Here is a 20,683-nt window from a genome sequence, read left to right as displayed (position 1 = left end):
GGACAGATAGCAAAAGCGAGGTAGTTACCTTTGATTAAGGTTTTGGTCGTTGATGATCACGAATTGGTTCGCTCAGGGATATCGCGAATCTTAGCTGATCAGAATGGCATTGAGGTGATAGGAGAGGCCGCAAGTGGTGAAGATGCGGTGCAGTTCGCCAAGGAAACGCCGCCAGATATTATTCTCATGGATATTCGCATGCCGGGTATTGGTGGGCTGGAAGCAACCCGAAAAATCCTGCGCCAAAACCCTGATGTGCATGTGATCGCGGTGACTGCTTGTGATGACAATCCGTTTGCATCCAGACTGTTGCAGGCTGGTGCCAGTGGATACATCACTAAGGGCGCGGATGCCGCCGAAATGTACAATGCGATTCTCAAGGTAAAAACGGGACAAAAATACATCAGTCCGGAAATTGCTCAGCGAATGGCGTTAAAGCCATTTCAACAGGATCAGACGTCACCGTTTGATGAATTATCCGAACGTGAAATGCAAATTGCGCTGATGATTGTTGGCTGTCAGAAAGTTCAGGCAATCAGTGAAAAGCTGTTTCTGAGTCCGAAGACAGTCAATAGTTATCGCTATCGCATCTTTGATAAGCTCGACATTGACAGCGATGTCGAGCTAACACTGCTTGCTATGCGTCACGGCTTGGTAGATCCGGGAACGGTTAGCTCTGGTGCCTCCGCCTGATGGCGGAGTTTGATATTGCGGCATTTCTTCAAACCCTGAGTCAGCGCTCAGGGGTTTATCGTATGTTCGCGGAAGATGGCGAGCTGCTTTATGTCGGTAAAGCAAAAAATCTAAAAAATCGGGTTTCTAGCTATTTTCGCGCCCGTGGCTTAAACACCAAAACGGTGGCGTTGGTTAGTCATATTCACCACATTGAAGTGACCGTGACAGCTAACGAAGCGGAGGCATTGCTACTTGAGCAAACGCTGATCAAGCAACATCGACCGCAATACAATATTCTACTGAAGGACGGTAAATCCTACCCGTTCCTGCACCTTTCCGATCACGATTACCCATTACTCGCCTATCGCCGTGGTAAGCGAAAGAAAGATGGTCGCTATTTCGGACCATACCCAAACAGTGGCGCCGTGCGCGAAGCGCTTAATCATTTGCAGCGAATATTTTTGCTGCGTTCCTGCGAAGACTCCTACTTTAATCATCGTAGCCGCCCATGTTTGCAGTATGAAATTAAACGATGCTCTGCGCCGTGTGTTGGTAAAATTTCGAAAGAGGATTATCAGAGGGATATAGAGCACGCACGGTTGTTTCTACAAGGCAAGAGTCGTGAGTTAATTCAACTGCTGCAGGAGGAAATGCAGCAGGAGGCAGAAACACTGAATTTTGAGCGTGCCGGTGAATTGCGTGATCAGATTGAGATGATGCGCCGTATTCAGGAAAAGCAATTCGTCGATGGCGGTTCTGGTAATGCCGATGCTTGGGGTATTGTCGACTGGCAGGAGATTATTTGTATTCACCGCCTGACATTTCGCAACGGCCGTCTTACCTCGAGCCAGAATTTCTACCCTGACAATAAGGCTGGCGAAGAATTGCCTGAATTACTGACTGAATTTGTCAGTCAGTTCTACCTGGCTGACCACGCTGTCGATGGTCTTCCTAAAGATCTGATTCTTGATGTAGACAAAGAACAAGTCGAACCCCTGCTTGATGCTATTCAACTGCATTTCCAAAAGAGAGTCCTGCACTCTCTGGGCTTACGGGGATCCAATAGGCAGTGGTTGCATATGGCTCAGGAAAATGCACGCACGGGTGCTCAAACGAAAATTTCCGGACGCCAGGCTGCGCTCAATAAACTGGAAAAAGTAGCTGATTTACTGACCTTACCCAGTGTGCCCAAGCGCATTGAGTGCTTCGATATCAGTCACTCTCAGGGTGAGGCAACGTATGCCTCTTGTGTTGTTTATGGGGATGAGGAAGGATTAACTAAATCTCGCTATCGTCGTTTTTCAATCAAAGGCGTTGCGGCGGGTGACGATTATGCCGCGCTCGATCAGGCAGTAACGAGGCATCTTACTCGGCTTAAAGAACAGCAGGATTTGCCTGATTTATTATTGATTGATGGTGGTAGGGGGCAGATTAACCGGATTAGCGATGTGCTTAATGGCCTCGAATTGGCGGGTGATGTCGCTGCGTTTGGTATTTCTAAAGGGGAGACTCGTAAGTCCGGCTGGGAATTCCTATGGGAAGCCAATGCAACTCACCCTATAATGCCCGACGCTCACGATGAAGGTTTTCGTCTTTTGCAAATGGTTCGCGATGAAGCACACCGCTTTGCGATAACTGGCCATCGTAAAGCTAGGGCTAAAAGTCGAGGCGAATCTCTCCTGGAGACGCTGCCAGGCATCGGCCCCAAACGTCGTCGGGAGCTACTACTGCACTTTGGTAGTCTAAAGAACATGCGCGGTGCGCGTCGCGAGGAACTGGAGAAGGTTCCCGGAATCAGCAGAAAGCTTGCTGGGCAAATATTTGCTCATCTGCACGGTGAATAATTTTTGCGCGGTTAGCGTTAGGAGTAAAAACACATGAATTTGCCAAACATCCTCACATTGGGTCGGATCATCATGATTCCAATGATGGTGATTTGTTTCTATTGGTTGGGTGAGGGTGGAAAGTTATGGGCCGCATTACTATTTTGGCTTGCTGCAGTAACCGATTGGTTTGATGGTTACCTTGCTCGTAAGCTGAATCAAAGTACGCCACTCGGTGCGTTCCTCGACCCTGTTGCGGATAAGCTGATTGTTGCAGTCGCTTTTATATTGCTGGTTGAGGAGTTTGCGACGATATGGTTGACGATACCGGCAATGATTATTGTTGGTCGCGAAATTGTGATATCAGCACTGCGTGAGTGGATGGCCGAGCTTGGCAAGCGTGCCAGCGTTGCAGTCAGTTATGTGGGTAAGGTGAAAACCTTCCTGCAGATGTCAGCTATCTTTTTCCTGATGGCGGGCGGCTTTCATCACTACGTCGAAACGGTTGGCTGGATCTGCCTGTTTGGTGCGTCAATCCTTACTATTTGGTCTATGTTTGTCTATCTCAAAGCTGCTTGGCCCGATTTAGTTGCAAGTAAATGACGCTGTCGGCGATAGCTGAATTCTGATAAAAATTTATAAAAGCAGGCTAAGTGCTTAAAAAGTAAGAAAAAACAGTTGACTTCATTAGCGCATTCTCTAAAATGCGCTGCATCGTTTAGCGGGAATAGCTCAGTTGGTAGAGCACGACCTTGCCAAGGTCGGGGTCGCGAGTTCGAATCTCGTTTCCCGCTCCAACTCCTCGCAGGGGTTGATATCGATATTGGCGCGATAGCAAAGAGGCCATGCCGCGGATTGCAAATCCGCTGACGCCGGTTCGAATCCGGCTCGCGCCTCCACTTTATCAGTGTGGTCGATCAAAGCGATAAATTCCTGGCAGTGCCACACTGCATCAACGTTATGTTGACCCCGATGCCCGGGTGGTGGAATTGGTAGACACAGGAGACTTAAAATCTCCCGTCCTAACGGACGTGCCGGTTCAAGTCCGGCCCCGGGCACCATTTATATTTCATTTTCCAGATACTTTCTAATCGGTTCGCCACTTTTTTTGTTGTGATACCGGCATTTTCCTTATTTGAATCAAGCGCCTTGCATAATCCATTATTGTGATCGACTTAAACGTCTTGTGGATGGAAATTTATCTTACAGAGGCTTGCATGTCTTTTGGGAGTGACGAAGCGCAGACGATTCAAAATGATTGGTATCGTCATGAATTAGTAAGGCTCGTTATTGCTAGAGGGGGACTGGCGGTCTGATTATGCGGATGCATCCTACCTGGTGCTTCAGCTTATTGTTTACTGGCGGTAAAATTAGGAAAACTACTACAAAAGCACCCGTGATGAGTCTTTTCGATTATATAGAACCCGTTTTCCGCCCACCCTCTGAAGGGCGATCTTTGATCCTGCAGGTCACCAATGGCTGCTCCTGGAATAACTGTACCTTTTGCGATATGTACACACAGCCGCAGAAAAAATTCCGAGCGAAGAAGGAGGAAGAGGTTATTGAGGAGCTACAGGAGGCTGCGGCTTTAGGTCCACGTTTCGAAAAGATTTTTCTTGCTGATGGTGATGCGATGGTTCTGTCGTCACGCAAGTTAATCACCATTCTGGAGGCGATTAAGCACTACACGCCCTGGGTTAAGCGAGTGGGGGCGTATTGTTTGCCAAGAAACGTCCGCAAAAAATCTGTAGATGAATTGCAACAAATGCGTGATTTGGGCTTAGGCATTCTGTATGTCGGGGCGGAAAGTGGCGATGATGAGGTGCTGCAATTTATTAATAAGGGCGAGACGTATCAGTCTACTCTCGATGCACTGGTTAAAATCAAGCAGGCGGGTATTAAATCCTCAGTCATGATTCTAAATGGTATGGGTGGCGTTAAATACAGTGAGCAGCATGCGCGTAACTCAGCCTTATTAATGAATGATGCTCAGCCGGATTATCTGTCGACCTTAGTAGTCAGCTATCCAATGGGTGATGAGCGTGTTAAGCAAGGTTTTAATGGCGAGTACCAGTTGCCGAATCAACTGCAATTGTTTAAAGAGCTGCGTTTGTTAATTAATACGCTGGAGCTGAAAAATACTGTATTTCGCAGTGATCATGCGTCGAATTATTTACCGTTAAAAGGAAACCTAGGTGAGGATAAAGCTGCAATGTTAGCGCAGCTTGATGATGCCATGGCTGGGCGGATCGCACTTCGTCAGGAGTGGCAGCGCGGACTTTAATATTTTGGCTGGCATAAAACTATCGACTTTTATTAAAGAAGAGGGTTGTTATGAAACTATCTAATCTTGAACAGCAAATTGGTCTTAAGGACAGTAACCAGTTGCCGCCAATGGAAAAGTGGCAGCCGGCATTAAGCGGTGATATGGATATGGTTATTCGCAAAGACGGCTCATGGTGGCATGAAGGTGTCAAAATTCAGCGTGAAAGGCTGGTGCGCTTATTTGCCAGTATTTTGCGTAAAGAAGGAGAGGATTTTTTTATTCTGACGCCGGTAGAGAAATGGCGGATACAGGTTGAGGACCACCCGTTTATGATCACAATGATTGATCCGAAGCCTGATCATATTGACGCGATTACAAATACCGGTGATTTATTAATAATCAGCAGTCAACACCCGCTAAAATTATCTGAATTAGACGGAGAGTTGCTTCCCGAAATTGATGTCCGTAACGGCTTAAAGGCGCGATTTTCCAGAAATGCCTTTTATGATTTAGCAGGATTGGCCGAAGAGAAGCCATCAGAAGATGCAGCTTCAGAATTTGTTATTCGCTCGGCGGGAGTTGAGTTTAAGGTGGGCTGATTCTGCAGCAGTAATCCAGCGTGACTGACTGGGTAGTCTGCTGCAGTTAAAGCGTTGTCTAGCACCGCCTCAGTTTTAGTAAAAGCTTCTGTTGCAGTGTCTTATGTCGCTATTGTTTTTATGCCCCAGGAATATTCCACCCTTTAATAACAGCAGGTCGCGCCGCAAAGCGCTCAATGTAAGCTTGAACGTTCTTAAATGTTGCCAGTTCAACCTCCTTTTCTGCTTTATAAAATTTTGGAATGGTTTGTAACCAGGGTCCGATTGCGATGTCAGATATAGAAAAGTTGCCCGAAATCCAATCCTGATCGGCGACTTGTTGATCGACCACGTTTAGCAAGCGCTTCACTTCGTTGTAATACCGCTCGCGTGGGCGGGGGTCCTCAATGCCCTTGCCGGCAAATGCATGAAAGTAGCCCAGCTGACCAGTCATCGGTCCTAGGCCTCCCATCTGAAACATCAGCCACTGGGTTATCTTTGCTCTCTCGGCGAGACTGTCACCCAGTAGCTTTCCAGTTTTTTCTGCCAGGTAGAGCAGGATTGCGCCTGACTCGAACAGGCCTATGGGCTTACCATTTGGGCCGGCTGGGTCGATGATGGCTGGGATTTTATTGTTTGGGTTGAGTGATAAAAATTCCGGACTTTTCACATCTGCGTCGTTAAGTCCGACCCTGTGTGGTTCGTAATCAAGGCCCATTTCTTCCAATGCAATCGATATTTTCACTCCGTTCGGAGTGGGATAAGAATACAGCTGGATGATATCTGGGTTTTTGGCTGGCCAGCGCCGACTGATTGGGTAGTCGCATACGGATAAATAGTCTTGCTGAATACTCATAAAAGATTCCAGTTAAATGATAATTGTTTAACAGGGCTTATAGTGAGTTTTTTGGACTGGATGCTCAATTGCCAAAAATAGAACGATTCTTTCTGATAAATCTGATGGTTCAGATCGGCTTTTTAAGGCACTGTTATTGAAGTGGTAAGCCTATACCGCCTAAAAATTTGCAAAAAAAAAGCGGCGCTTCTTTTCAGAAACGCCGCCATTGTCATGACTCGAGCGGTTTACATATTCGGGTAGTTTGGACCACCGCCGCCCTCTGGAGTTACCCAGGTTATATTTTGAGATGGATCTTTAATGTCGCACGTCTTGCAGTGTACGCAGTTCTGCGAGTTGATCTGGAAGCGCTGACCTTTGTCTTCATCTTCAACGATTTCATATACACCGGCAGGGCAGTAACGCTGGGCCGGCTCATGCCATTTCTCAAGGTTTATACCTAGCGGAATGCTGCTGTCTTTTAAACGAAGATGGCATAACTGATCCTCAGCATGGTTCACATTGCCAATGAAGACCGAATCCAGTTTGGCGAAGCTGATGACGCCATCCGGCTTAGGATAGTCGATCGTTTTGCACTCCGACGCTGGCTTGAGCGTTGCATGATCTGGCGTAGTGTCATGCAGGGTAACCGGAAGAGGGAAGAGGTTTTGATCAACGAAATTAAAAGCACCACCTAAGAAGGTGCCGAATTTGTGCATTGCCGGGCCGAAATTACGACTACGATGCAGCTCTTGCCATGCCCAGCTGTCTTCAAACGCTTGGGTAAATTCAACAATTTCATCGTTAGCGCGGCCCGCTTTCATTGCCGCAACAACCTGCTCTGCGGCAACAATGCCGCTCTTCATGGCTGTGTGAGTTCCCTTGATTTTAGCGAAATTCAGCGTGCCAGCATCACAACCGACAACAAGACCACCCGGGAAGGTCATCTTAGGCAAGCAGTTTAAGCCACCTTTAGTGATTGCACGTGCGCCGTAGGATACGCGCTTGCCACCTTCGAGGTATTTCTTGATTACTGGATGGTGTTTCATCCGCTGGAATTCATCAAACGGGCTTAGGTGCGGGTTGTCGTAAGACAAATCGGTAATAAGACCAACAACCACCTGATTATTTTCAGCGTGATACAGGAAGAAGCCGCCAGAAGACCCTGATTCGCTCAGAGGCCAGCCAGCACCGTGCAATACCAGGCCTTCTTCATGCAGCTCTGGGTTGATGTCCCAAAGCTCCTTGATTCCGATGCCGTAATGCTGCGGATCTTTGCCTTCATCCAGCTTGAACTCAGAGATCAGTTGCTTACCCAAGTGGCCTCGACAGCCTTCTGCAAAAATAGTGTACTTGGCTCGCAGCTCCATACCTGGCATGTAACTGTCTTTTTGCTCGCCTTCTTCGCTGATGCCCATGTCGCCGGTCACGATGCCTTTAACAACGCCGTCTTCAACAATGTATTCGGCTGCAGGGAAGCCCGGATAGATCTCCACTCCCAGGTTTTCTGCTTGTTCACCCAGCCAGCGGGCAACATTACCCAGTGATACGATGTAGTTGCCATCGTTGTGCATTGGTTTTGGGATTGCCCAGTGTGGAGCTTTTGTAGCTTTCTCTTCACTGGTCAGGAAGTAAACTTCATCACCTTTAACAGGTGTGTTCAGCGGCGCACCCAGCTCTTTCCAATCAGGGAATAACTCGGCCAGAGCACGATCTTCGATTACTGCGCCAGACAGGATGTGTGCGCCAACCTCAGAACCTTTCTCTACCAGACAAACTGCAATTTCTTCTCCGGCTTCTTCGGCCAGCTGCTTGATTCGGATTGCAGTAGACAGGCCGGCAGGACCGCCGCCGACGATAACTACGTCGTATTCCATAACTTCACGTTGCATGGTCTTCTCCTCAAGCTCAAACGGAACAGCTCACGGTGCTGTTCATGTGTTCGGTGTAACACTTTTATATTAGCCCATTAGTATACTTGACTGTAAACATCAAACGGGCGTTTGAATTTTTACATTATACGTTGGTGTTTTTACCAAGCAACTGATTTAACGGGGGAATTGTCCCAAAGTTGCCTGTTTCAGGCGAGAAAAGCGTGGAAATCGGACATGCTATTGACGCTTACGTCAAACATCCCAATAATGTGGAGCGCTGGAAAGGGGCAATTCCGGTTTCATCTTATGGTGTGGCATCGGCCTCTTTATTCATCCACCAAGATAATTACGAGGAATCTATGAAGGTTCTTGTCGCTGTTAAACGCGTAATCGATTACAACGTAAAAGTACGCGTAAAGCCTGATAATTCTGATGTTGACCTGACCAACGTCAAAATGGCTATGAACCCATTCTGTGAGATCGCAGTTGAAGAAGCTGTTCGCCTGAAAGAGAAGGGTGTTGCTTCCGAAGTTGTGGTTGTTTCTATCGGTCCTAAAGTCGCTCAGGAGCAAATTCGTACTGCTCTGGCTCTGGGTGCTGATCGCGGTATTCTGGTTGAAACTGAAGAAAAGCTGGAATCTCTGTCTGTCGCCAAACTGCTGAAAGCGGTTGTGGAAAAAGAACAGCCACAAATCGTTCTGATGGGTAAGCAAACCATCGATAGCGATAATAACCAGACTGGTCAGATGCTGGGTGCGCTGACAGGCATGCCACAGGGGACTTTCGCTTCAGAAGTTGCTGTTGACGGCGACAAAGTAAACGTTACTCGTGAGATCGACGGCGGTCTGCGTACCGTTGCTTTGAACTTGCCAGCAATTGTTACTACCGATCTGCGTTTGAATGAACCTCGTTATGCTTCGCTGCCTAACATCATGAAAGCCAAGCGCAAGCCTCTGGACATGACTTCTCCGGCAGATCTGGGTGTTGAAGTCGCCTCTACCCTGGCCTTGGTTAAAGTTGCACCTCCCGCTGAGCGTTCTGCTGGCATCAAGGTTGCTGACGTTGCCGAATTGGTCGACAAATTGAAAAACGATGCAAAAGTGCTTTAAGGAGGCTATGTAATGACTATCTTAGTAATCGCTGAGCACAACAACGCTGCTTTGGGTGCTGCAACCCTGAATACCATCACTGCTGCTAAGGCAATCGGTGGCGACGTTGAGGTATTGGTTGCAGGTTCTGGCTGTGGCGCTGCCGCTGAAGCCGCTGCAAAAGTTGATGGCGTAGCTAAAGTACTGGTTGCTGACAATGCAGCTTACGAGTACCAGCTGGCTGAGAACATGGGTGAGCTTGTTGCTGAGCTGGGTAAAGGCTATAGCCATATTCTGGCTGCAGCAACAACGACCGGTAAGGATTTCCTTCCACGCGTTGCAGCTTTACTGGACGTAAATATGCTGTCTGAAGTGATTGGTGTTGAGTCTGCAGATACTTTCTCTCGTCCAATTTATGCAGGTAACGCAATTGCCACTGTTAAGTCTTCTGACGGCATCAAAGTGATGACCGTTCGTGGCACTGCTTTTGATGCAGCAGCTGCCGAAGGCGGTTCTGCTGCTGTTGAAGCGGTAGATGTTGCAAAAGATGCTGGCATTTCTGCTTTCGCTGGTGAAGAGCTGGCTAAGTCTGATCGTCCAGACCTGACGGCTGCTGATGTTGTTATCTCTGGTGGTCGTGGCATGCAAAACGGCGACAACTTCGAAATGCTGTACAAAGTTGCAGACAAGCTGGGTGCAGCTGTTGGTGCTTCTCGTGCAGCAGTTGATGCTGGCTTCGTTCCTAATGATATGCAGGTTGGTCAAACCGGTAAAATCGTCGCGCCAGGGCTGTATGTTGCTGTTGGTATTTCAGGTGCCATTCAGCATTTGGCAGGTATGAAGGACTCTAAAGTCATTGTTGCGGTTAACAAAGATGAAGAAGCTCCTATCTTCCAGGTAGCTGATTACGGTCTTGTTGCTGACTTGTTCGAAGCAGTTCCAGAACTGGAAAATGCTCTGTAATATCAGTAGCTTATAGAAAACCCGGCAGCAGCCGGGTTTTTTTATGTCATCGAGTTGTCATTTTTTGGTAATAGGGTAACGTACTCGTTTAATTGCTCTGACCGAAGGAAAATTTCTTGAATATCACAGTCGTAGGAACCGGCTATGTTGGTTTGGTCACAAGTGCCTGTTTTGCGGAAATGGGAAACGCCGTAACTTGTGTCGATGCTGATGAAAAAATTATCTCTGGTCTTCGCTCTGGCCAGCTACCGGTATTCGAACCAGGTCTGGATGCGATGCTTCAGAACAACAGCAAAGCAGGGCGCTTATCCTTCGCCAGCTCTCTGGCTGAAAACTCCGATGTTTATATTATCGCGCTTGATGCCTCAACCAATGAAAATCATCTGGATGACTTGCTTCGCTGTGCTGCGTCTGTTGCTGATGTGCTTGGCCGCTACTCCCTGATTGTTAATAAATCAACTTCAGCCATTGGTACGACTGACGAGATCCATCGGGTAATCGAGACAGTATTGGCAGACAAAGGCCTGGAAGTTGATTTTGATGTGGTGTCTAATCCTGAATTTCTGAAGGAAGGCGTTGCTATTGACGACTTTATGCGACCTGATCGCATTATCGTAGGGGTGAATAACCAGCGCGCCCGAAATGCGGTCGCTGAACTTTATCAGAGTTTTTCACGTAATCATGACAAGCTCATGTTCATGGGCGTGCGTGATGCTGAAATGACCAAGTTTGCTGCCAGTGCCATGCTGGCTACTAAGATATCCTTCATGAATGAAATTGCCAATCTTGCTGAGAGCGTTGGCGTTGATGTCGAACAGGTTCGTAAAGGTATCGGCTCCGACAGTCGCATCGGTTATTCCTATATTTACCCTGGTTGTGGCTACGGTGGTTCATTTGTCCCGCAGGATGTACAAACCCTGGTGAATATGGGATCGGAGAATGGCTGTGATACGGGCATTCTGAACAGCATTGAACTCCGCAATGCTCAGCAAAAACAACGCCTTTTCGAGAAGCTCAGGCAGCGGTTTGGTGCTGATATGACAGGGCGAACAATCGGCATTTGGGGGCTTGCGTTCAAGCCTGGTACCGACGACATGCGCGGTGCAAGCTCGATCGAACTGATCAACAGTTTACTGGCTGTCGGCGCTAAGATACGTGCCTATGATCCAGTGGCAATGAGTGCAGCAAAACTGCACTTTCCTGACACAGTTTTCAGTGAACAGCGCCTTGTTTTGTGCGAGCATCAGTATGACGCGTTGGCCGATGCTGACGCCATGGTATTGGTGACTGAGTGGAAACCCTTCCGTCAGCCGGACTTCAATGCAATCAAGAAACTTTTGAAGCACCCTGTAATCATTGATGGGCGTAATCAGTACGATCCATACAGCCTCAAAGCTCAGGGCTTCGACTACAGCGGCATTGGCCGCGACCAGTTAGGGTAGAACATGACAGGCGCAGTAACCAGTGAGCTGGATCATCCACAAGTTATGACTCCGGAACCTTCTGAAACGGAAGGTTTGTCAAATGAGCCAATATCTTCCCAGAGTACACACATCAGTACACGCATTCCGTTTGGCTTTGCCAAGCGTTTTGGTGTGCTTGTCGAAGGCTCCACCGATCAGTTGATTGTGTTTCATAAAGAAGGCATTCGTGCAGACGTGATCATGGAAGTTCAGCGTTTTCTGGCTGCACCATTTCGTCTTGAAGTCGTCAGTGATGATGAGTTTGATCGCCGCCTTGGCCTTGCATACCAGAGTGACAGTTCTGAGGCGATGGAAATGGTCGAAGGTCTGGGCGATGAAATGGATCTGGCCAGCTTGGCCAATTCTGTTCCGGAGACCGAAGACCTGCTTGAGCAGGAAGGCGATGCTCCGATCATTCGTTTGATTAATGCCCTGTTGACAGAGGCGGTAAAGGAGAGTGCCTCGGATATTCATGTCGAAACCTACGAGAAACGCCTTGTAGTGCGGTTTCGGGTCGATGGTGTGCTGCGTGAAGTCGTGCAGCCGAAACGTGCGCTGGCGGCTTTGCTGGTGTCACGTATTAAGGTTATGGCGAAACTGGATATCGCCGAAAAGCGTGTCCCTCAGGATGGTCGAATCGCTTTGCGTATCGGCGGGCGTGAGGTGGATGTTCGGGTGTCCACTATGCCATCACAGCACGGTGAGCGTATCGTAATGCGCTTACTGGATAAGCAGGCTGGTCGATTAGGCCTGGCTCAGCTGGGTCTGGCTGACCGTGATTTGCGCACATTACGCAACATAATATCGAAACCTCACGGCATTATTCTTGTCACAGGCCCAACCGGCTCCGGTAAAACCACAACGCTCTACGGCGCCCTGTCAGACCTTAATGAAACCAGTCGAAATATTCTTACGGTAGAAGACCCGGTGGAATACAGCTTGCCTGGAATTGGTCAGACCCAGGTGAACACCAAAGTTGATATGACCTTTGCCAAAGGACTGCGTGCTATTCTGCGTCAGGACCCGGATGTCGTGATGATTGGTGAGATTCGTGACCTTGAAACCGTAGAGATTGCGATTCAGGCATCGCTAACCGGTCACTTAGTGTTATCAACGTTGCACACCAATACCGCCGTGGGTGCAATTACTCGATTACAGGATATGGGGGTCGAGCCGTTTCTGCTGTCATCTTCGATGGTGGGTGTGATTGCTCAGCGCTTGGTGCGTGTGTTGTGCGACGATTGTAAAACAGCGGCACCGGCTGATGCTTCTGAATGTGAAGTATTGGGTGCAGACCCGAATAACCCGCCAGTCATTTACCATGCGAAAGGGTGTGATAAATGTAACCAGTTGGGTTATCGCGGACGCCAGGGTATTTATGAAATCATCGAAGTCGATGAGCAAATGAAAACTCTGGTTCATGATAAGGCCGGGGAGCAAGAGCTTGAAGAGCATGCGCGTGCCTCTGGTCCGAGTATTCGCCAGGATGGTATTCGAAAAGTCCTGGCAGGCAGTACCACCATTGAAGAACTCTTACGGGTAGCCAAGGGCTGATACAAGGATTAGAACATGGCTGCTTTTGAATATCAGGCGCTGGATGCCAAAGGCAAACAGCAAAAAGGGGTGCTCGAAGCTGACAGTGCACGCCAGATTCGTCAGCAATTGCGCGATAAAGGCTGGATGCCGCTGTCTGTGGAAGCGACAACCAACAAACAAAAAGGCGACGATGGTGTCGGTTTCTTTAATCGTGGACCCTCTCTGTCTGTACCAGAGCTGGCACTGATCACTCGCCAGCTTGCGACCCTGATTGCTGCAGGGCTACCAATCGATGAATCGCTGCGGGCGTTATCTGAACAGACCGGCAAACAAAAAATCAAAGCGATGATTTTGGCGATTCGCTCCAAAGTGCTGGAGGGTTACACGCTGGCAAAAGCGCTTGAAGAGTATCCTCGGGCATTTCCCCATTTATATCGCTCAACCGTCGCTGCCGGTGAGCATGCCGGTCACCTGGATGGCGTTTTAAATCGCCTGGCGGATTATACGGAGTCTCGTCAGGAGTCTGATCAAAAGATTAAGCTGGCCGCCATGTATCCGATCATCCTCACTATTGTCGCAATAGGTATCGTGGTTGGCCTGCTGACCTATGTTGTGCCGGATATCGTTGAAGTATTTATTAAAAACGGTCAGGAGCTGCCTGGTTTAACCCAGTTCATGCTGAATATCAGTCACCTGATCAGCAACTTCGGCCTTTATATTCTTGGCGCCACGATTGCGGGGTTAATCCTGTTTAATCGGGCGTTGAAGAAAGAAGGTTTTCGGCGGAAATTTCATCGTTTTGTGCTGACAATCCCCGGTTTGGGTGGTTTCGTACGTGACGCCAATACTGCGCGATTTGGCAGTACACTGGCGATTCTTACATCCAGTGGTGTTCCCTTGGTCGAGGCGATGCGTATTGCCAGTCAGGTGGTGACTAACTTACCGATACAGGCGGGTTTAATGGAAGCAACCGTGGCGGTCAGCGAAGGGGGCAGTTTGCATCAGGCTCTGGGGGATACCGGTCATTTTTCCCCCATCATGCTGCATATGATTGCCAGTGGTGAGAACAGTGGCGAGCTCGACTCAATGCTGGCACGCACTGCACAGCAGCAGGAAACCACGCTGGAAAATACCGTATCCGCGTTGGTTAAAATTTTTGAGCCCATGATGCTGTTATCCATGGGCGCGATTGTGGCCTTAATCGTTGCCGCAATCATGTTACCCATTCTCGAATTGCAACAAATGGTTCAGTAGGAGCAAACAACAATGCAAGTTAATGCACAAAAAGTTAAAGGTTTTACCCTGTTAGAGGTGATGGTCGTACTGGCAATTATTGGCGGTATTATGGCCCTGGTGGGTGCTAATATTCTCGGCTCTGCCAGTGAAGCCAACATCAAAACCACCAAGAGCCAGATGAAGCTGATTGAAAGCGCGCTTGACCTGTACAAGCTGGACAACTACCAATATCCGACGACGGAGCAAGGCCTGGAAGCGCTGATTACTAAGCCAAGCAGCTCGCCCGAGCCAAAGAACTACAAGTCCGGCGGTTATATGAAGGGCAGCAGCGTGCCAACGGATGCCTGGGGTAATGAGTTCATCTACTACCGTGAAAAAGCCAACAAATACGAAATCGTATCCATGGGTGCTGACGGCGTGGAAGGTGGCGAAGAAGATGGTGCGGATATCAGTAGCAACGAGTAGTCGCTGATATTTTCATGATGACGGTTAATCGCAAGCAGCAGGGGTTTACCCTGCTGGAAGTGTTGGTTGTGTTGGCGATCATTGGCGGGTTAATGTCGATGGCAACGCTCACTGCCAGTAGCAATCCGGCTGAGGACGAAACCAAGCAGTTTGCCCGTCAACTTACTGTATTGCTGGAAGCGTATCGTGAAGATGCGGTTTTTCAGAATGTAGACTTAGGATTAGCAATGACATCCCAGGAGTTGTTGTTGCTGTCTTATAACGATATTCACAGCGAAAGAGTCATAAACCTAGACGCTAAAGAGCGTGCAAAAGTCGAAAAAAACCCCTGGCAATCACATGGTGAGGGTACGCTAAAAACCAGCCTCGAAGCACCGAAAGAAGTTGAGATGGTGCTGTACGTTGAAGACGAAAAGATTGATTTCGACGAGCTGGTCGATGATAAAGTTGGGCCAAAACCCGCACTCCTATTTCTCTCCTCAGACGAATACACGCCTTTCCGCCTTGAGCTCAGCCACAAGAGTGACAACAACTTTGTCGTGCGATTAAAAGGCGACGGTTTCAGTGCATTATTTACTGAAGTGGAGCGTTATGAAGGTTAATCAGCGATCGAAAGGTTTTACGCTACTGGAAGTGATGATCGCTGTTACGGTATTTGCCGTCATTGCTACCACCATCAGTCAAACCACCAGTCAAAGTGTCAACAATCTGTTGTATCTGCAGGAGAAAACGCTGGCCGCCTTCGTTGCAGAAAATAAGCTGGCTGAAATTCGCCTGGGTCCATTTCCTAATGTTACAAATTCCAACGATGTTATTGATATGGCCAATCGCGAATGGCGAGTGAACACCAAGATCGAGAATATGGAACAGGCCAGTCTGAGAAAAATCACCATTTCAGTAGCCAATGCTCAGGAGAAGGATGCCAATCTGATTACTCTTGAAGCTTATCGGGGGAAGTATTGATGCATCATTCCCGCGGTTTTACGCTACTGGAGGTGTTGGTTGCTGTTGCAATTACTGCAATGCTGGGTGTTGGTGCCAGTCAATTGCTACGCAGCGTCATCGATACGAAAAGCTCCACAGAAATAACTTCTGAGCAGCTCACAAGTCTGCAACGGTTTAATCAAGTGCTGAGTCGTGATATCGAGCAGTTTATTAATCGTTCCATCAGGGATCAGTACGGCGATTCCCAATCCGCCCTGATACTAGAAAATGGTGACTATCCTATAGAATTTACCCGAGCTGGATGGCGTAATTCTCCCATAGCAAAAGATCCACGCTCTACGTTGCAACGCGTCGCATACCGTATGGAGTCGATGGATAATGATGTCTGTAAGCCAGCTCGGGAACGGTTGCTGAAGTGGGGAGTTGCAGAGCCAGAAGGTGATTGTCTGGTGCGCTATTTCTGGAGAGTGCTGGACCGTTCGACCGATTCCGAGCCAGTATCACAGGTTGTGTTGGAGCAAATTGAGTCTTTAGAAATCGATCTGCTGGTTGAAAAATTAAGCCAGCAACAGGATCAGTCAGTGAAAGTGGATGGCAGAGACTGGTACTCAGCCTGGCCTGCACTGCAAACCGCAGGTCAAGGGCAAGAAGTGCCGAGGGCTGTACGCTGGCGTTTTGAATTGCCCCGACTGGGGGATATTGAACGTACCTGGCTAATCGCACATGGCGGGGGAATCTAATGCCTGGTTATCGTAAGCAACAAGGGTTGGCGTTAATTACGGTGTTATTGGTGTTTGCCATCGTAACCTTGCTGGCAACCAATATCATTGATCGTCAGGCTACCGATGTTCAGCGAAGCGCTAATATGTTTACCTTTCAACAGTCACGTGCACTGACATACGCCGCTGAAGAAGCAATTCGTGTGGTTTTATACGAAGACTGGAAAGACGACAAAACGAAAGACACGCTAAATGATCAATGGAATGGCTTAGGGCAAAACAAAACCGGTATCCATGGCCCATATCCAATAGGTGACGGTAAGATAACAGGATACATAATCGATGCTCAGGGTCGATTTAATTTGAACAGCTTGTCGCCTGATTCTGCGAATAAGGCGGTCCAGCAGCAACGTTTCAGTAACCTGCTTAAGTTGATAGGGCTGGATGCTCAATTAGCCAGCAGTGTCAGCCGCTGGATGGACAAAGAGTCGCAGGTTGATAATGTTTATGAGGCGCTCGAACCGGCGTATCGTGCTGCGTATCAGGGTTGTAGCCACACATCAGAGCTGTTGTTGGTTGAAGAGTTTTCAGCAGAGGCCTACCAGAAACTACTCCCATACATCACCTGTTTGCCGATTGAGGTTCAACTTAACGTTAATACAGCCAGTGCGGCAGTGCTTGCTTCTCTTGGTAATGAGTTGACACTTCAGGACGGCGAATCGCTGGTTAGCAGCCGCGGCAAAGACGGTTTTGCCAGCCTCGATGATTTCTGGAATCAGGATATTCTCAAGCGATATACTGAGCCACAAAATACCGGCAATGATAACAACCAGGCTGAAGCCAAGTGGCAGAAGGGTGACTTTGCCATTCTAACTGAATATTTTGAATTATTTGCCAGGGCGGATCTGGCTGAGCGTTACGCAACCAGCGAAATTTTAATTAAGCGCGATAAAGGTGATGGTCGTACGAGTATCGTTTACCGGGACTATTCACGACGCGAACAAAAACCCAAGGCGCAAGTTCCTGGGCAACAAAATAGCAATACTAGCCAGTATCAGACTGGCTCAAGCTAACCAGAGACAACATCATGGAAACAAAAAAAGTTCACTGGCAGTCCCATAGCGGACAATGGCTGATCGGTGACATAAACGACAATCTCACTGAGCAGGGAGTCGCCCTTGATAAATGGGCTGACGAGCTGCCGGATCTTACTCAGGTTCGTCTGGTGTTGAGTGCTGAGAATTATTCGACGCACTGGTTATCCATGCCCGGCGTTAACAATCGTAATCTGGCGAAAGCGTTGCCATTTGCGCTGGAAGAGTCTTTGATTGACGATGTCGAAAACTACCTGATCGTCCCAGCGGGCAAGCACAACAAAAAAGTGCGCGCCTACGTTGTGGCTAGAGAGTTAATCGAGCGTCTGATTCAGGAGTGTGAGCTTCACCACGTCCAGGTGCGCGAGTTAATTCCCGAGACTCAGTTATTGCCCGCTCAGAATCTGATGCGCCGCAGTGGCGAAGGCTGGCAAGTTATGTTGCCCGGGCATTTCGAAGGCTGGGTGCATGATGTGGCACTGACTCCGGTACTTGAGCATATCCTGGATGAATTTCAGACAGAACAAATGTCAGTATGGGCGTCGGCACTTGACCAGGCGCAGCTGCTAAAAACCTCACTGGAAACCGGGTACGGCGACAGTTTTGAAACCATTGACGTGACAGCCACTGACGGCAAGGGTCAAATTGTCTCAGCACTGGAAAGTAAGCTGGTTAATCTGTTAGTGGGTGAGTTTGTAGTACGCGAAGTTAAGGAAGATAAGCCTGCGGCCTGGTGGCGTCCTCTGGGCGCAATCGCTGCGGTATGGCTGGTTGTTTCCACTGTATATTTGTATATCGATAACAAAATGCTGGCGGAAAAAGAAAAGCAGGTTCGCCAAGCGAGCGTGGCGCTTTATAAGCAATTGTTTCCAGGAGAGCGGATTCGTAATCTTGATCGTCAGTTCCGCGAGCACTTGTCCGGCGGTAGCAGCGATTCCGGCGCCGGCTTTATTTCCTTAATTCACACCACCTCTCGAGTCTATGCCGCAAAAGGCCTACAGAAGTCGGTTCATTTGCAGTCTATCCGTTTTAACGATCGCCTGAATGAACTGGTTGTGGAGGTTAAAGCGTCCAGCCTTAGTGAACTTCAGATGCTGAAGCAGGCGCTTGAGCAAGAGGGGTTGGTTGCTGAGGTGGCGTCGGCCACTAACGATAAAGACGGCGTGAAAGGGCGGTTGAAGATTGGAGGTGCTGCGTGAGTAAGGTTCAGGAAATAGCCCGTCAAGTGTCCAGTCATCCTCAGGTGCAGGCAGGTGTTCAGTGGTATCAGGCATTACCAGCCCGTGACCAGTTGATCGTTCGCGGTGTCGGTTGGTTTGTGGCCATCGCCTTGGTGTTTTTAATTATTTATGCGCCGTTGATTAAGGATCAGCGGTCGCTGGAAGGGCGCCTGGATCGGGCGGTCGCCAGTTACAATAAAATCGCTCAAAACGCACATAAATTCGGTGGTGCTGGAACTTCTTCCGGTCCGATATTGTCTGTGGTTACACAGCAAGCGCGACGCAGTGGAATTACCCTCAGTCGCTATGAGCAGGATGGTAAAGGTCTGCGCATCTGGGTAGACAAGGTCGCCTTTGATGACGCCATTGCCTGGCTCGAAGAACTGCAGGCAAAGAATGGTATTGCTGTTAGTCAAATTAACATTGAAAGAAAAGACAATCCGGGCTGGGTAGATCTGAGAGCTACACTTAGCCCATAACGACCCGCTCACTCACTAAGCAGTGGCGGGCGTGTACATACTCTGTCGGGAAATAGAATAATGAGTCACGATTTCGAATTGTTGGTGATTGGCGCGGGTTCTGGTGGAGTACGCGCCTCACGCATGGCCGCAGCTAAAGGGGTTAAGGTCGCAGTGGTCGAAAACCGTTATCTTGGCGGTACCTGCGTTAACGTCGGCTGCGTACCTAAGAAGCTGTTTGTTTATGCCTCTGAGTACTCTGAAAAGTTCCGGGAAGCCAAAGGCTTCGGTGTTGACGGTGAGTTGAAGTCGTTTGATTGGCCGACACTCCGAGATAATAAGTCGAATGAAATCAGTCGTTTAAACGGTATTTATAACAACCTGCTGGATAACTCCGGCGTTACTCTGATCCATGGTACTGCCAGTCTGAAAGATGGCCATACGGTGGAAGTTGATGGCAAGGAGGAGTACACCGCCGATAAAATTCTGATTGCGACCGGCGGCTGGCCATTCAAACCAGATGTTCCTGGTGCCGAACATGCGATCACCTCGAATGAAGCGTTTTATCTTGAAGAGTTCCCTCAACGGGTCGTGGTTGTCGGCGGTGGTTATATTGCGGTTGAGTTCGCTGGTATCTTTAACGGGTTAGGTTCAGAAACCACACTAATGTACCGCGGCGATCAGGTTCTGCGCGGCTTCGATGAAGGCATTCGTAATTTTGCTGCAGAACAGATTGCAGCAAAAGACATCAATATTCTCACCAATACCGATATAGAACGCATAGAGAAGCTTGATAGCGGCGAACTTCAGGTTGATCTCAAATCAGGTGGCAGTATGCTCACCGATGCCGTGATGTATGCCACCGGTCGGCGTCCGATGACTGACGGCTTAAATCTCGAGCAGGTGGGCGTCAATACCCGAAAGAATGGCACCATCATCACCGATGATTTTTTCCAGACATCCGTCCCCAGTATTTATGCGCTGGGTGATGTGATTGGAACACCCGCGTTAACTCCTGTTGCTCTGGCGCAGGGGATGAAGCTGGTTGCCAACTTCTATTCTGGTGATAACACACCGATGGATTACAGCAATATTCCAACGGCGGTGTTCTGTCAGCCGAATATCGCAACGGTAGGCTTAACCGAAGAAGAAGCGGTTGCTGAATACGGCGATGATCTGACCGTGTTCGAATCCAGTTTCAAGCCAATGAAACATACCATCAGCGGGTTGGCTGAACGGAGTATGATGAAGCTACTGGTTCATACCAGTACGGATAAGATCATTGGTGCCCACATGGTTGGACCGGATGCCGGCGAGATCGTGCAGGGCCTGGCGGTGGCGATCAAGGCGGGGGCCACCAAAGCGATATTTGATTCTACGATTGGTATCCATCCAACTGCTGCAGAAGAGTTTGTTACCATGCGTTCGCCACGTAACTGATTTCT

20 protein-coding genes and 3 tRNA genes are annotated in these 20,683 nt (G+C 48.7%); 21 read left to right on the top strand and 2 right to left on the bottom strand.

Features of this window, described 5'->3' with window-relative positions:
• The first annotated feature begins 30 nt into the window (after positions 1-30).
• The 8 genes from uvrY to MK185_04445 all read left to right on the top strand — a co-directional run bounded on the left by uvrY (position 31) and on the right by MK185_04445 (position 5,363).
• Positions 31-693 carry a UvrY/SirA/GacA family response regulator transcription factor gene (uvrY, locus tag MK185_04480; protein ID MCH2039867.1) on the top strand — a complete coding sequence of 221 codons (663 nt, stop codon included), beginning with the start codon at positions 31-33 and terminating at the stop codon, positions 691-693.
• On the top strand, positions 693-2,519 hold the full coding sequence (uvrC, locus tag MK185_04475; GenBank protein ID MCH2039866.1) for an excinuclease ABC subunit UvrC: 1,827 nt from the start codon (positions 693-695) through the stop codon (positions 2,517-2,519). The genes uvrY and uvrC overlap by 1 nt, the downstream gene beginning before the upstream one ends.
• Before the next feature lie 33 nt (positions 2,520-2,552).
• Positions 2,553-3,101: a CDP-diacylglycerol--glycerol-3-phosphate 3-phosphatidyltransferase gene (gene pgsA / locus MK185_04470; protein MCH2039865.1), complete on the top strand. Its 549-nt coding sequence runs from the start codon at positions 2,553-2,555 to the stop codon at positions 3,099-3,101.
• Between the two features lie 118 nt (positions 3,102-3,219).
• Positions 3,220-3,295, top strand: a tRNA-Gly gene (locus tag MK185_04465).
• 28 nt (positions 3,296-3,323) lie between these two features.
• Positions 3,324-3,397 (top strand) — tRNA-Cys (locus tag MK185_04460).
• 75 nt (positions 3,398-3,472) lie between these two features.
• Positions 3,473-3,559: transfer RNA gene (locus MK185_04455), tRNA-Leu, on the top strand.
• A gap of 449 nt (positions 3,560-4,008) precedes the next feature.
• The gene (locus MK185_04450; GenBank protein ID MCH2039864.1) at positions 4,009-4,782 is read left to right on the top strand and encodes a radical SAM protein; all 774 of its coding nucleotides are present in this window, start codon (positions 4,009-4,011) and stop codon (positions 4,780-4,782) included.
• A gap of 50 nt (positions 4,783-4,832) precedes the next feature.
• On the top strand, positions 4,833-5,363 hold the full coding sequence (locus MK185_04445; protein MCH2039863.1) for a DUF1285 domain-containing protein: 531 nt from the start codon (positions 4,833-4,835) through the stop codon (positions 5,361-5,363).
• 118 nt (positions 5,364-5,481) lie between these two features.
• Here MK185_04445 and MK185_04440 read toward each other — a convergent pair whose 3' ends face one another.
• Together MK185_04440 and MK185_04435 are read right to left on the bottom strand one after the other, a co-directional pair.
• Positions 5,482-6,198 (bottom strand): glutathione S-transferase N-terminal domain-containing protein, encoded by a 717-nt coding sequence (locus MK185_04440; protein MCH2039862.1) that lies wholly within the window; start codon positions 6,196-6,198, stop codon positions 5,482-5,484.
• A gap of 227 nt (positions 6,199-6,425) precedes the next feature.
• The gene (locus MK185_04435; GenBank protein MCH2039861.1) at positions 6,426-8,069 is read right to left on the bottom strand and encodes an electron transfer flavoprotein-ubiquinone oxidoreductase; all 1,644 of its coding nucleotides are present in this window, start codon (positions 8,067-8,069) and stop codon (positions 6,426-6,428) included.
• Positions 8,070-8,410: 341 nt separating this feature from the next.
• On the opposite strand from MK185_04435, the gene MK185_04430 reads away from it, so the two are divergent.
• The 13 genes from MK185_04430 (at position 8,411) to gorA (ending at position 20,678) form a co-directional block, all read left to right on the top strand.
• Complete coding sequence (locus tag MK185_04430) at positions 8,411-9,160, top strand: electron transfer flavoprotein subunit beta/FixA family protein (GenBank protein MCH2039860.1); 750 nt, start codon at positions 8,411-8,413, stop codon at positions 9,158-9,160.
• Positions 9,161-9,172: 12 nt separating this feature from the next.
• Positions 9,173-10,102 (top strand): electron transfer flavoprotein subunit alpha, encoded by a 930-nt coding sequence (locus MK185_04425; GenBank protein ID MCH2039859.1) that lies wholly within the window; start codon positions 9,173-9,175, stop codon positions 10,100-10,102.
• A 116-nt stretch (positions 10,103-10,218) separates the two neighbouring features.
• On the top strand, positions 10,219-11,544 hold the full coding sequence (locus tag MK185_04420) for a UDP-glucose/GDP-mannose dehydrogenase family protein (protein MCH2039858.1): 1,326 nt from the start codon (positions 10,219-10,221) through the stop codon (positions 11,542-11,544).
• Positions 11,545-11,547: 3 nt separating this feature from the next.
• Complete coding sequence (gene gspE, locus MK185_04415) at positions 11,548-13,119, top strand: type II secretion system ATPase GspE (protein ID MCH2039857.1); 1,572 nt, start codon at positions 11,548-11,550, stop codon at positions 13,117-13,119.
• Positions 13,120-13,134: 15 nt separating this feature from the next.
• Positions 13,135-14,355: a type II secretion system inner membrane protein GspF gene (gene gspF / locus MK185_04410; GenBank protein ID MCH2039856.1), complete on the top strand. Its 1,221-nt coding sequence runs from the start codon at positions 13,135-13,137 to the stop codon at positions 14,353-14,355.
• A gap of 12 nt (positions 14,356-14,367) precedes the next feature.
• A complete protein-coding gene (gene gspG / locus MK185_04405) occupies positions 14,368-14,802 on the top strand; it encodes a type II secretion system major pseudopilin GspG (GenBank protein ID MCH2039855.1) in 435 nt (144 codons plus the stop codon).
• A gap of 14 nt (positions 14,803-14,816) precedes the next feature.
• Positions 14,817-15,404 carry a type II secretion system minor pseudopilin GspH gene (gspH, locus tag MK185_04400; protein MCH2039854.1) on the top strand — a complete coding sequence of 196 codons (588 nt, stop codon included), beginning with the start codon at positions 14,817-14,819 and terminating at the stop codon, positions 15,402-15,404.
• Positions 15,394-15,765: a type II secretion system minor pseudopilin GspI gene (gene gspI, locus MK185_04395; protein MCH2039853.1), complete on the top strand. Its 372-nt coding sequence runs from the start codon at positions 15,394-15,396 to the stop codon at positions 15,763-15,765. Before gspH ends, gspI begins: the two co-directional genes overlap by 11 nt.
• Positions 15,765-16,487, top strand: coding sequence for a type II secretion system minor pseudopilin GspJ (gene gspJ / locus MK185_04390; protein MCH2039852.1), 723 nt, complete (start codon positions 15,765-15,767; stop codon positions 16,485-16,487). The genes gspI and gspJ overlap by 1 nt, the downstream gene beginning before the upstream one ends.
• A complete protein-coding gene (gspK, locus tag MK185_04385) occupies positions 16,487-17,539 on the top strand; it encodes a type II secretion system minor pseudopilin GspK (GenBank protein MCH2039851.1) in 1,053 nt (350 codons plus the stop codon). Before gspJ ends, gspK begins: the two co-directional genes overlap by 1 nt.
• Before the next feature lie 14 nt (positions 17,540-17,553).
• Positions 17,554-18,759 carry a type II secretion system protein GspL gene (gene gspL / locus MK185_04380; GenBank protein MCH2039850.1) on the top strand — a complete coding sequence of 402 codons (1,206 nt, stop codon included), beginning with the start codon at positions 17,554-17,556 and terminating at the stop codon, positions 18,757-18,759.
• Positions 18,756-19,259, top strand: a complete 504-nt coding sequence (locus MK185_04375; GenBank protein ID MCH2039849.1) for a type II secretion system protein M — start codon at positions 18,756-18,758, stop codon at positions 19,257-19,259. The genes gspL and MK185_04375 overlap by 4 nt, the downstream gene beginning before the upstream one ends.
• 60 nt (positions 19,260-19,319) lie before the next feature.
• Positions 19,320-20,678 (top strand): glutathione-disulfide reductase, encoded by a 1,359-nt coding sequence (gene gorA, locus MK185_04370; protein ID MCH2039848.1) that lies wholly within the window; start codon positions 19,320-19,322, stop codon positions 20,676-20,678.
• Positions 20,679-20,683: the final 5 nt, after the last annotated feature.

The organism is Saccharospirillaceae bacterium (assembly GCA_022448365.1).
Taxonomy (GTDB): domain Bacteria; phylum Pseudomonadota; class Gammaproteobacteria; order Pseudomonadales; family Oceanobacteraceae; genus Bacterioplanoides.
Note: the sequence above shows the minus strand (reverse complement) of the source record. Positions and strands in the feature narration are given on the sequence as shown.

Bases quoted from the DNA above. Each gene is read 5' to 3' on its own strand.
- pgsA (MCH2039865.1), top strand. From the start codon at position 2,553: ATGAATTTGCCAAACATCCTCACATTGGGTCGGATCATCATGATTCCA.
- gspF (MCH2039856.1), top strand. From the start codon at position 13,135: ATGGCTGCTTTTGAATATCAGGCGCTGGATGCCAAAGGCAAACAGCAA.
- MK185_04425 (MCH2039859.1), top strand. From the start codon at position 9,173: ATGACTATCTTAGTAATCGCTGAGCACAACAACGCTGCTTTGGGTGCT.
- gspE (MCH2039857.1), top strand. From the start codon at position 11,548: ATGACAGGCGCAGTAACCAGTGAGCTGGATCATCCACAAGTTATGACT.
- uvrC (MCH2039866.1), top strand. From the start codon at position 693: ATGGCGGAGTTTGATATTGCGGCATTTCTTCAAACCCTGAGTCAGCGC.
- gspL (MCH2039850.1), top strand. From the start codon at position 17,554: ATGGAAACAAAAAAAGTTCACTGGCAGTCCCATAGCGGACAATGGCTG.
- gspH (MCH2039854.1), top strand. From the start codon at position 14,817: ATGATGACGGTTAATCGCAAGCAGCAGGGGTTTACCCTGCTGGAAGTG.
- gspJ (MCH2039852.1), top strand. From the start codon at position 15,765: ATGCATCATTCCCGCGGTTTTACGCTACTGGAGGTGTTGGTTGCTGTT.
- MK185_04445 (MCH2039863.1), top strand. From the start codon at position 4,833: ATGAAACTATCTAATCTTGAACAGCAAATTGGTCTTAAGGACAGTAAC.
- MK185_04430 (MCH2039860.1), top strand. From the start codon at position 8,411: ATGAAGGTTCTTGTCGCTGTTAAACGCGTAATCGATTACAACGTAAAA.
- MK185_04450 (MCH2039864.1), top strand. From the start codon at position 4,009: ATGTACACACAGCCGCAGAAAAAATTCCGAGCGAAGAAGGAGGAAGAG.
- gspK (MCH2039851.1), top strand. From the start codon at position 16,487: ATGCCTGGTTATCGTAAGCAACAAGGGTTGGCGTTAATTACGGTGTTA.
- MK185_04440 (MCH2039862.1), bottom strand. From the start codon at position 6,198: ATGAGTATTCAGCAAGACTATTTATCCGTATGCGACTACCCAATCAGT.
- gorA (MCH2039848.1), top strand. From the start codon at position 19,320: ATGAGTCACGATTTCGAATTGTTGGTGATTGGCGCGGGTTCTGGTGGA.
- gspG (MCH2039855.1), top strand. From the start codon at position 14,368: ATGCAAGTTAATGCACAAAAAGTTAAAGGTTTTACCCTGTTAGAGGTG.
- gspI (MCH2039853.1), top strand. From the start codon at position 15,394: ATGAAGGTTAATCAGCGATCGAAAGGTTTTACGCTACTGGAAGTGATG.
- MK185_04435 (MCH2039861.1), bottom strand. From the start codon at position 8,069: ATGCAACGTGAAGTTATGGAATACGACGTAGTTATCGTCGGCGGCGGT.